Below are 10,810 nucleotides of genomic sequence, written 5' to 3' on the forward strand. Positions count from 1 at the left end.
CCATTGAAAATTCGATACTGCGTTCAGGCGACCAGCCGTTCCTCCCGCATCAGCCTGACGGTAATGCGGGTGCCGGTGCCGGGCTGGCTGGCGATGTCCAGATGCGCGCCCAGCCGTTCGGCGCGCTCCTGCATGATGCGCAGGCCCACGTGTTCGCTGCCCTTGGTGCGCGCCTGGTCGAGCTGGAAGCCGTGGCCGTCGTCGCTGACCGTGAGGCAGAAGTCGCTGCCATTGTCGACCTCGATCCTGGCCCGACTGGCCTGGGCATGCTTGCGGATGTTGGAGAGGGCTTCCTGCAGGATGAACAGCACCTGCAATTGCTGTTCCGGCGCCAGCGGCGGTCCGTCTCCGGCGATCTCGATGTGAGCCTCCAAGCCGCTCTGGCGCTGCAGTTTTTCGACCGCCTTGCGCATCTCGGATTCGAGGTCGCTGCCCTGCAGACGGCTGCGGAAGTTCAGCAGCAGCTCGCGCACGTCTTCGTAGTTTTCCTGCACCCCGGCGCGCAGCAGGGGCGCGATGTCACGGATTTCACCCAGGTTTTCGCGGGCCAGCGAATCTTCCAGCATCTGCACCTGCAGGTTCAGGAAGTTCAGGCCCTGGGCGATGCTGTCGTGCAGCCCTTGCGCCATCAGGTTGCGCTCGTGGGAGACCGCGAATTCCTTTTCGCGCGCAATCAGACGCTGGTTCTCGATGGCCGAGCCCAGGTGCCGGCCCAGGGTTTCCAGCAGTCGGCGTTCTTCTTCGCTGACCTGGCGTTCGCGCGAGAAATGCAGCGAGAAGCTGCCGACGACCTGTTCGCGCACCTGGATCTGGAAGATGCCCAGCGATACCGCGCCTTCTTCCTGGCAGCGATAGCGGCGCTGCTGGTCCAGTTCGCGGAAATCGCGCACCAGGATGATGCCCTGCGAGGTCGCGGTGCCACAGAGGCAATCACCGACTTTGAGGCAGCGCTCTTCATCGATGATGCGTTCGGAAATGCCTTCGTGCACCGCGATATACAGGTTGCCGCGTTCATCGAGGATGCGCACCGTGCCGCCATCGGCCTGGAGGCGCTGCATGATGCGGCGCAGGAACCCGCTGCACAGCGCCTCGATGGCATGTGCCCCGGAAAGGAAGTCGGTGATTTCATAGAGCGTGCCGACTTCTTCATTCTGCTCGCGCAAGCGTGCGGTTTTATCGGCGACCCGTTCTTCCAGGGTGCGATGCACTCCCTGCACGTGGTCGGCCATCTGGTTGAAGCCTTGCGCCAGTTGACCGAACTCATCTTCACTGTCGATGGCCAGCCGCACGTCCAGGTCGTTTTGCGACATGCGCGCAATCCCCGCCTGCAAGCGCCGCACCGGACCGACGATCCACAGGTAGAGCAGGTAAAGCACGGCGATGCTGGCGGCCAGCGCCAGGAAGATCAGTGCCGTCTGGCACAGCCGCAGCCAGGTGGTCTTGCCGGTCAGGTCTGCTTCCACCAGGGCCACCAGCAGGTTGATCTCGCCTACGAAATCGGGCAGTTCCTGCAGGTACTGCGCCAGCGCCTGCTGGCGTTGCTGGCGATCGTCCGCCTGCAACACATCCCTGGCATGGACCTGCATATGCTGCTGCCACTGGCCTTGTACCTGCAGCAATTGCTCATGGATGGGTCCGCGCGGCGGAACGAAGCTGGGCTGTCCGGCTTGCCCGGTCTGCAGTACTTCCAGGATCTGGCTGAAGCGCTCGATCTCGTGCAGCACGGTGTTGCGCGCCTGCTGGTGTTCCAGCGCCAGACCTAGCTGGTAGGAGCGCATGCGCAGGCTACCGGCTTCGTTGATGACGGTGCCGCCTCCTTCCAGTTGCCAGGACAGCAGCAGGGTATAGCCGATGGCCGTCATGGTCAGGCCCAGGCCGACCAGGGTCATCAGCAGGATGCGGAAGGTCAGCCGCTTGTGGGGCGGCAAGGGCAGCAGTGGGGCGGTGAGAGAGGGCATGACGGTTCCGGGCGGCGCGCAAGCAGGCAGTCTATGCCTTCGCGAGGTGAAAATCATGGGGGTGAAGTCAACTTTCCTTCACTTATCCCATGCTTGTTCTGCGGTGTCGCTGCAACGCGTTATCCCCCCGTTTGGGACATGAAGCGGATGATCTTGCGCGGCTGTTCCTGAAATTCATGGCGTTCCGGCTTCAGTTCGATGGCCAGGCGGATGGCCTCTTCCAGGCCCGCATCATCGATGCCGGCGCGCAGTAAAGGACCTAGCTCGACCTTCGCCTCCTGGCCCAGGCACAGATAAAGCGTGCCATCCACCGACAGGCGCACGCGGTTGCAGGTAGCGCAGAAATGCTGGCTGATGGGCGAGATAAAACCGATGGTCCCGCCCCCATCGCTACGCTGCCAGTAGCGCGCCGGTCCGCCGCCCAGCTCGGCGGCCAGCGGCTGCAAGCCAAAGCGCGCGACCAGTTGCTCGCGGATCGGGCCGATGTCGACGGTGCCGCTGTGGCGGCCGGTCTCGCCCATGGGCATGGCTTCGATCAGGCGCAGGATGAACCCCTGGTCGAAGCAGAACTCGGCCATGCGCGGGATTTCATCTTCATTGACCCCGCGCAGCACCACCATGTTGACCTTGATGGGCGCGAAACCCGCCGCCTTGGCCGCAGCCAGCCCGGCCATGACGCTTTCCAGGCTGTCGCGCCCGGTGATGCGGGTGACGCAGGCGCGCTCCAGGCTGTCCAGGCTGACGTTGATGCGCGTCACGCCCGCCGCCCGCAAGGCCACAGCGTGCTTGTGCATCTGCGTGGCATTGGTGGACAAGGACAATTCCTCCACGCCCGGCAGTGCCGACAGTTGCGCAGCCAGGACCGGCAGGTGGCGCCGTAACAGCGGCTCGCCACCGGTCAGCCGCACGCGGCCCACGCCCAGGCGGGCGAAGGCAGCGATGACGCGGCTGATCTCGTCGAAGCCGAGCCAGTTGGCCGGCTCCTCGAAGCCGTTAAATCCCTTGGGCATGCAGTAGCTGCAACGCAGGTCGCAGCGATCGGTGACCGACAGCCGTACATAGCTGATGCGGCGGCCGAAGCGGTCCTGCAGGACCGGGCGATCGGCGGGTATAGAGGGGAAGGGCATGATGGTTCAGCCAGTCAGTGTCATTGCACCAGCGGCGTGCCGGCGCCCGGCAGGTCGATGCCGGAGATGCGGGCGCGGCCGACCAGCAATTGCAGGTACTGGCGCACGGCGCGGTCGAAGCTGGCGCGCTGCAGGGCCCGGGCGATGTTCTCGCGCACGGCCTCGAAGGGCAACGCCTCGCCGTCTGACTTGCGGCCGAGCTGGACGATGTGCAGGCCGAAGCGACTTTCCACCAGGCGCGGCAGGATGCTGCCGGCCTGAGCGGAAAAGACGGCCTTTTCGAATTCAGGTACGCAGGTGCCGCGCGTGATCTGGCCCAGGCTGCCGCCGTGGGCGCCGGAAGGACAATTGGAATTTGCGGCAGCCAGTGCCGCGAAGCGCTGCGGTTGCGCCAGCAGCTCGGCCAGGACCGATTCGGCATGCAGGCGCAGCGCTGCCAGGTCTACCCCTTCCGTGACCTGGAAGAGGATATGGCTGACCTCGGCCAGTGCGCCCACAGTGAAGCGTTCCGGTGCGGCCTGGTAGTGGCGCCGACATTCTTCCTCGTCCGGCACCGGTGCATGGACTTCGTGTTGCAGCAGGGCTTCGATGCGGACGTCTTCGTCGGCTTCTGCGAGGTCCAGTTGCTGCGCCTGTTCCAGCAGCAGTCGGCGCAGCACCACGGTGGTCATGGCGGCTTGCAGATCCGGTGCCTGCTCATCGCGGGCGGCCAGTTCCTGTGCCATCTCGGCGTCGCTCAGTTCGTAGTCGTTGACGATCACGGGCATGGTGATTCTCCTCGTTCAGCGCGGACGCACCAGTTGCCAGGCGCGGCTCAGATAGGTGACCGAAGCAAAGCCGCTCCAGACGTGCACCAGTCGAGTGAAGGGGAAGATCACGAAGAGCGTCAATCCCATGAAGAGGTGCAGCTTGAACAGCAGCGGTGCGCCCTCGATGAAGCTGGCAGCGTCGCCGCGCAGCGTGATGATGTGCTGGGCCCAGGTCATCAGCAGCACCATCATGTGACCATCGCGATGCTGGGCCGATTCGGCGATGGTGGACAAGCCCAGCCCCAGCGTAACCAGCAGCCACAGCAGCAGGAGCTTGTCGGACGGGCGGGTGACGGCGGCGATGCGCGCATCGGTCCAGCGGCGATGGATCAGGATCAGCAAGCCCAGCAGGCAGAGCGTGCCGAATACGCCACCGGCGCCCATGGCCACCGCTTGCTTGAAGCTGTGCGTCACGCCGATGGCATCCCACACCGCCACCGGAGTGAGCAAGCCCACCAGGTGACCAAAGAACAGCCCCAGCACGCCCACATGGAACAGGATGTTGCCCAGCCGCAGACGACCGGCGTGCAGCAGTTGCGAAGAGTCGCTCTTCCAGGTGTACTGCTCGCGCTCGAAGCGCACCAGGCTGCCCAGCAGGAATACGGCCAGCGCGATGTAGGGATAGATCCCGTAGAGGAATTGATGCAGGTAATTCATGATGATCTCCCGATTCAGGCGAATGGATGGGCTGGGCTCAGTGACCGGCCTGGCGGGCCGGCGGTCGGGGATGGAAGTGCAGTGGCTGCACGCCGCCGATTGCCGGCTTGAGCAGCGGTTCCACGCCATCGGCACCGGGACCGAAGACTTCCATGGCTTCATCCATGTCGCGCACGGGCGGCTCGTCCTGTTCGCGTGGTTCGACTTCGGTCAGCGTGGTCAGCAGCAGGAACAGGCTGGCGTAGGGACTGTCCCGCTTCTGTAGCCGCATGCCGATGGCGGCCAGCACGTGGATGGCTTCACCCAGCAGGTTCTCGGCCGTGGTCGGTTCCAGCAGGCTCAGGAATTCCAGGAACAGCGGCACGTAGTCGGGCAGCTCGGTCTCGGCCGGCTCCACGCCATGGGCGCGGTATTGGTCCAGCAGATCGACCATGGCCTGGCCACGGTCGCGGCTTTCGCCGTGGACGTGCTCGAACAGGTGCAGCGAGAGCGCATGGCTGCGGTCGAAGGTATCGACATACGCCTCCTGCAAGTCGATCAGGGGCGTGCCGGCCAGATGATCCAGCAGCGGCTGCAAGACGCTCCGGTGGGCCGGTTCGGCTTGCAGTGCTGCGCCGATCTCGGGCAGGGCCGCGATCAGGTCCGGTTGCGGATAGCTCATCAGCGCCGAGACGATGCGGTAGAGCGGCACGGCCTGGGCGCAAGGGTGAAGGTCGTTGGGCATGGTGTGGTCTCCGTTCATTCGGTGAGGGCGGTCTTCTTGCGCGACTTGGGCATGTCCACGAAGATCACGCTGCCTTGCGGCTTCTTGCCGAACAGGCTGCCCTCAGAGACACCGCCCGAGCAGCCGTTGCCGAAGGTGAAGCCGCAACTGCCCTTGTCGTTGAAGCTGTCTTCCACCATTTCCTTGTGCGAGGACGGCACCACGAAGCGGTCTTCATAGTTGGCGATGGCCAGGGTCTGGTACATGTCCTCGACCTCGGCCGGCGTCAAGCCGACCTGCTGCAGCACGGCGTCATCTTGCTGGCCGTGCACGGTCTCGGCGCGCTTGTAGGCGCGCATGGCCAACAGGCGTTCGAGGGCGCTCAGGATGGGCGCTTCCTTGCCGGCGGTCAGCAGGTTGGCCAGGTAGCGCACCGGGATGCGCAGCGACTTCACATCGGGGATGATGCCGGTCATGCCCATGTGGCCGGCCTCGGCGGCCTTCTGGATGGGCGACAGCGGCGGTATGTACCAGACCATCGGCAGGGTGCGGTATTCCGGGTGCAGCGGGAAGGCGATCTTCCATTGCATCGCCATCTTGTACACCGGCGATCTGCGGGCCGACTCCAGCCAGCTCTCGGCAATCCCCTGGCGGCGCGCCTCGGCAATCACGGCCGGGTCGTGCGGATCGAGGAAGCAGTCCAGTTGCGCCTGGTACAGGTCCTGTTCATCGGCCACCGAGGCAGCCGCTTCGATCTTGTCGGCGTCATAGAGCAGCACGCCAAGGTAGCGGATACGGCCCACGCAGGTTTCCGAGCACACGGTCGGTTGGCCGGCTTCGATGCGCGGATAGCAGAAGGTGCATTTCTCGGCCTTGCCGGAGCTCCAGTTGTAATAAATCTTCTTGTAGGGGCAACCGGAAATGCACATACGCCACCCGCGGCACTTGTCCTGGTCCACCAGCACGATGCCGTCATCCTCGCGCTTGTAGATCGAGCCCGAGGGGCAAGAGGCCACGCAGGCCGGGTTCAGGCAGTGTTCGCACAGGCGCGGCAGGTACATCATGAAGGTCGATTCGAAAGTGCTGTGCATTTCCTTCTGCACGCCCTCGAAGAGCGCATCCTTGCTGCGCGCGCTGAATTCGCCACCGAGGTCGTCTTCCCAGTTGGGGCCCCAGGTGATCTTGTCCATCTTCTTGCCGGTCAGTACCGACACCGGTCGCGCCGTCGGCGGAGTGGCCATCAGCGGGGCTTTTTGCAGGTGGTCGTAGTCGTAGGTGAAGGGCTCGTAGTAATCGTCGATGGACGGCAGGTTGGGATTGGCGAACAGATTGGCCAGGATGCGCAGCCGGCCACCTTGTTTCGGTTCGAGCTTGCCGCTGGCGTTGCGCAGCCAGCCGCCGTTCCACTTCTTCTGGTTTTCCCATTCCTTTGGATAACCGATGCCGGGCTTGGTCTCGACGTTGTTGAACCAGGCGTATTCCACGCCATCGCGGCTGGTCCAGACGTTCTTGCAGGTCACCGAGCAGGTGTGGCAACCGATGCACTTGTCCAGGTTGAGCACCATGCCCACTTGTGCGCGAATTCTCATGATGCAGTCCTTTCTTGCTTGTCGCCATCCAGCCAGTCCACCTTGCTCATCTTGCGCAGGACGATGAATTCATCGCGGTTGCTGCCGACCGTGCCGTAGTAATTGAAGCCATACGACAGCTGCGCATAGCCACCGATCATGTGGGTGGGCTTGAGCACTGCCCGCGTGACCGAGTTGTGGATGCCGCCGCGCTTGCCGCTCAATTCTGCACCGGGGGTATTCACGATCTTTTCCTGGGCGTGATACATCAGGCACATGCCGCCCGGGATACGCTGGCTCACCACCACGCGCGCGCTCAGCGTGCCGTTGCTGTTGAAGACTTCCACCCAGTCGTTGTCCACCAGGCCGGCCGTACGGGCGTCGTCTTCGGAGATCCACACGTGCGGCCCGCCGCGGCTCAAGGTGAGCATGCGCAGGTTGTCCGAATAGGTGGAGTGGATGCCCCACTTCTGGTGTGGCGTGAGGAAGTTGAGCACGATTTCCTTTTCGCCATTGGGCTGTCGGTTGAGCATCGGCGCTACCGTCTTGGTATCGACGGCCGGTTTGTAGACGCACAGGCCTTCGCCGAAATCCAGCATCCAGCGGTGATCCTGGTAGAACTGCTGGCGACCGGTGAGGGTGCGCCAGGGGATCAGTTCATGCACGTTGGTATAGCCGGCGTTGTAGCTCACTTCTTCCGATTCCAGGCCGGACCAGGTGGGCGCCGAGATGATCTTGCGCGGCTGCGCCTGCACGTCGCGGAAACGGATTTTGTCGTGTTCACGCCCCTGCGCCAGGTGGGTGTGGTCGCGCCCGGTGATCTTGCCCAGCGCTTCCCATGCCTTGACGGCGACGTGGCCATTGGTTTCCGGCGCGAAGGAGAGAATCATCTCGCAGGCGTCGATGGCACTGTCCAGGCGTGGTCGGCCCTGGCTCACGCCAGGTTCGGTCACGCGCTTGTTCAGGGCAGCCAGTTCACCCACTTCATGGCCGGTCTGCCAGTTGATGCCCTTGCCGCCGTTGCCCAGCTTGTCCAGCAGTGGGCCGACCGAGGTGAACTTCTTGTAGATGTCCTTGTAGTTGCGTTCCACCACCACGAAGTTGGGGGCGGTCTTGCCGGGGATGAGGTCGCACTCGCCTTTTTTCCAGTCCTTCGGCTCGAAGGGCTGGCCCAGTTCACCCGGGGTATCGTGCATCAGCGGTTGCAGCACGATGTCGCTGCGGGTGCCCAGATACTCGCCACCGATCTCGCTGAATTTTTTGGCGATGCCCTTGTAGATCTCCCAGTCGGTCTTGCTTTCCCATAGCGGCTGCACGGCTTCGGACAACGGATGGATGAAGGGATGCATGTCGGAGGTGTTCAGGTCATCCTTTTCATACCAAGTGGCAGTGGGCAGCACGATGTCGGCGTACAGGCAGGTGGTGCTCATGCGGAAGTCCAGCGTCACCAGCAGGTCCAGCTTGCCTTCGGCGGCTTGCGCGCGGTACTTGACCTCGCTGGGCTTGATGGCTTCGTCGGGATCGTCGAACAGGGCGTTCTGGGTACCCAGCAGGTACTTGAGGAAATACTCGTGACCCTTGCCGGAACTGCCCAGGATGTTGGAGCGCCAGACGAACATGTTGCGTGGGAAGTTCTTCGGATTGTCGGGGTCGTCGCAGCTCATGTTGACGGTGCCCGACTTGAGCGCTTCCTTGAGGTAATCCTGCGGCGTCTGGCCCTTCGCGCGGGCGCTGTCGCAGATGTCCAGCGGATTGGTTTCCAGTTGCGGGGCCGAGGGCAGCCAGCCCATGCGTTCGGAGCGGGCGTTCATGTCGATCATGCTCAGGGAAGACAGCTTGTCCTGGTCCGTCGTGGGCGCAACGATCTCATTGATACCCAACTTTTCATGGCGCCACTGGCTGGTATGGGCATAGAAGAAGCTGGTGCCATTCATCTGGCGCGGCGGGCGCACCCAGTCGGTGGCGAAGGCCAGCGGTGCCCAGCCGAATTGCGGACGCAGCTTTTCCTGCCCGACGTAGTGCGCCCAGCCGCCACCGGACTTGCCGATGCAGCCGCACATCATCAGCAGGTTGATGATGCCGCGATAGATCATGTCGTTGTGGTACCAGTGGTTCAGCGCCGCGCCGACGATGACCATGCTCTTGCCTTGCGTGTCGTGGGCATTCTGCGCAAATTCGCGCGCCACCTGGATCACCAGTTCGCGTTTGACGCCGGTGTGCTTTTCCTGCCAGGCCGGGGTGTAGGGCACATCGTCGTCATAGCTGTGGGCGATCTCTCCCCCCAGGCCTTGGTCGACGCCGTAGTTGGCCATCATCAGGTCATGCACGGTCGCCACCAGCGCGGTGCTGCCATTGGCCAGGCGCACGTGGCGCACCGGTACCTGGCGCAGTGCCAGCGGCTGGGCATCGTCGCCGCCGAAATAGTTGAAGGCGACCGTGACCACCTCATCATGCTGCGCCACCAGCGAGAGCAGCGGATCGATCTCGCGGCCCGAATGGCCATCGCGGCTTTCCAGGTTCCAGCGGCCCACTTTGGCGCCATCATTGACCAGGCCTTCGCCCCAGCGGTAGCCGATGGAGCCGTTGGGGGCGACAATCTCTCCAGTGGCTGCATCGATGGCCAGCGACTTCCAGTCGGCATTGTTGGCTTCTTCGAGCTGCCCCGGCAATTGCGAAGCGCGCAGCAGGTGGTCCGGCAGGTAGTGGCCGTCACGCTGTACCAGCCGCACCAGCATGGGCATGTCGGTGTATTGCTTGACGTAGGAACGGAAGTAGGCCGAGTGCTCGGCCTGGTGGAATTCCGTGAGCACTACATGGCCCATGGCCATGGCCAGGGCGGCGTCGGTACCTTGCTTGGGCGCCAGCCAGATGTCGCCGAACTTGACCATCTCGCCGAAGTCCGAGGACACCGCCACCGTCTTGGTCCCCTTGTAGCGCACCTCGGTATAGAAGTGGGCATCGGGCGTGCGGGTTTGCGGTACGTTGGAACCCCATACCATCAGGTAGGTGGAGTTGTACCAGTCGGCCGATTCCGGCACGTCGGTCTGTTCGCCCCAAATCTGCGGGCTGGCCGGCGGCAGGTCGCAGTACCAGTCGTAGAAGGACAGCGGCACGCCCCCGATCAGGCTGAGGTAACGCGCACCGGCCGCATAGGACACCATCGACATGGCCGGGATGGGCGAGAAGCCGATCACCCGGTCCGGACCATATTGCTTGATGGTATAGGCATTGGCGGCGGCGATGATTTCGTTGGCAGTATCCCAGTCGGCGCGCACGAAACCGCCCAGGCCGCGTATCGACTTGTAGCTGGCGGCCTTGGCGGCGTCGCTGGTGATGGCCGCCCAGGCCTCGACCGGGTCCAGGGTGCGGCGCGCTTCCTGCCACAGCTGCATCAGGCGCCCACGGATCATCGGGTATTTCACGCGTTGTGCCGAATAGACGTACCAGCTGTAGGATGCGCCGCGCGGACAGCCGCGCGGTTCATGGTTGGGCAGGTCGGGGCGGGTGCGCGGATAGTCGGTCTGCTGGGTTTCCCAGGTGATCAGGCCGTTCTTGACGTAGACCTTCCAGGAGCAGGAGCCGGTGCAGTTGACCCCGTGCGTGGAGCGCACCACCTTGTCATGCTGCCAGCGGCTGCGGTAGGCGTTTTCCCATTGGCGGTCTTCGTTGACCACCGCGCCATGTCCATCGGCGAAGGTCGACTTCACTCGTGACATGAACTTCAATCGGTCCAGAAAATGACTCATCGTGAATCCTCGGTTGCGTGGGTGAGCATCCCACCTGCGTTGACTGTAGGAAAGTGTAGGCAAGCCGCGCCGCTGCGCCTATTGGCCAGCTTGTGTGCCTGCCTCCTGCAGGCGGACTAGGCCCGACTAGTTCGAAAGAACTAGGGCCTGTTCACATTCAATCTGTGAGATGCGTTGCCCCCAGAAGGCGGGGTGGCAAGGCGCGCGTCAGGGCTGGTGGTGGTGCCACCAGCCCTGACGTG

General features: G+C 63.6%; 7 protein-coding genes. All 7 read right to left on the reverse strand.

Translation table 11 applies throughout. The features are described from left to right. Positions 1-23: 23 nt before the first annotated feature. On the reverse strand, positions 24-1,958 hold the full coding sequence (locus ACODSZ_RS13585; RefSeq protein ID WP_175344143.1) for a type IV pili methyl-accepting chemotaxis transducer N-terminal domain-containing protein: 1,935 nt from the start codon (positions 1,956-1,958) through the stop codon (positions 24-26). Positions 1,959-2,077: 119 nt separating this feature from the next. Then, complete coding sequence (gene moaA / locus ACODSZ_RS13590; protein ID WP_488927791.1) at positions 2,078-3,085, reverse strand: GTP 3',8-cyclase MoaA; 1,008 nt, start codon at positions 3,083-3,085, stop codon at positions 2,078-2,080. A 20-nt stretch (positions 3,086-3,105) separates the two neighbouring features. Continuing rightward, the gene (locus ACODSZ_RS13595) at positions 3,106-3,852 is read right to left on the reverse strand and encodes a peptidylprolyl isomerase (RefSeq protein WP_488927792.1); all 747 of its coding nucleotides are present in this window, start codon (positions 3,850-3,852) and stop codon (positions 3,106-3,108) included. A gap of 15 nt (positions 3,853-3,867) precedes the next feature. Beyond that, entirely contained in the window at positions 3,868-4,551 is a 684-nt protein-coding gene (narI, locus tag ACODSZ_RS13600; RefSeq protein ID WP_175344140.1) for a respiratory nitrate reductase subunit gamma, read from the reverse strand. Between the two features lie 37 nt (positions 4,552-4,588). After that, complete coding sequence (gene narJ, locus ACODSZ_RS13605; protein ID WP_175344139.1) at positions 4,589-5,275, reverse strand: nitrate reductase molybdenum cofactor assembly chaperone; 687 nt, start codon at positions 5,273-5,275, stop codon at positions 4,589-4,591. A gap of 14 nt (positions 5,276-5,289) precedes the next feature. Continuing rightward, positions 5,290-6,843 (reverse strand): nitrate reductase subunit beta, encoded by a 1,554-nt coding sequence (narH, locus tag ACODSZ_RS13610; RefSeq protein ID WP_488927793.1) that lies wholly within the window; start codon positions 6,841-6,843, stop codon positions 5,290-5,292. Beyond that, positions 6,840-10,568 (reverse strand): nitrate reductase subunit alpha, encoded by a 3,729-nt coding sequence (locus tag ACODSZ_RS13615; RefSeq protein ID WP_488927794.1) that lies wholly within the window; start codon positions 10,566-10,568, stop codon positions 6,840-6,842. Before ACODSZ_RS13615 ends, narH begins: the two co-directional genes overlap by 4 nt. Between the last annotated feature and the right edge of the window lie 242 nt (positions 10,569-10,810).

The organism is Herbaspirillum sp. FG34 (genome assembly GCF_057809315.1).

What these genes read in the sequence shown, in the direction of transcription:
- narJ (WP_175344139.1), bottom strand. Translation starts at nt 5,275, where the DNA reads ATGCCCAACGACCTTCACCCTTGCGCCCAGGCCGTGCCGCTCTACCGC.
- ACODSZ_RS13595 (WP_488927792.1), bottom strand. Translation starts at nt 3,852, where the DNA reads ATGCCCGTGATCGTCAACGACTACGAACTGAGCGACGCCGAGATGGCA.
- narH (WP_488927793.1), bottom strand. Translation starts at nt 6,843, where the DNA reads ATGAGAATTCGCGCACAAGTGGGCATGGTGCTCAACCTGGACAAGTGC.
- narI (WP_175344140.1), bottom strand. Translation starts at nt 4,551, where the DNA reads ATGAATTACCTGCATCAATTCCTCTACGGGATCTATCCCTACATCGCG.
- ACODSZ_RS13615 (WP_488927794.1), bottom strand. Translation starts at nt 10,568, where the DNA reads ATGAGTCATTTTCTGGACCGATTGAAGTTCATGTCACGAGTGAAGTCG.
- ACODSZ_RS13585 (WP_175344143.1), bottom strand. Translation starts at nt 1,958, where the DNA reads ATGCCCTCTCTCACCGCCCCACTGCTGCCCTTGCCGCCCCACAAGCGG.
- moaA (WP_488927791.1), bottom strand. Translation starts at nt 3,085, where the DNA reads ATGCCCTTCCCCTCTATACCCGCCGATCGCCCGGTCCTGCAGGACCGC.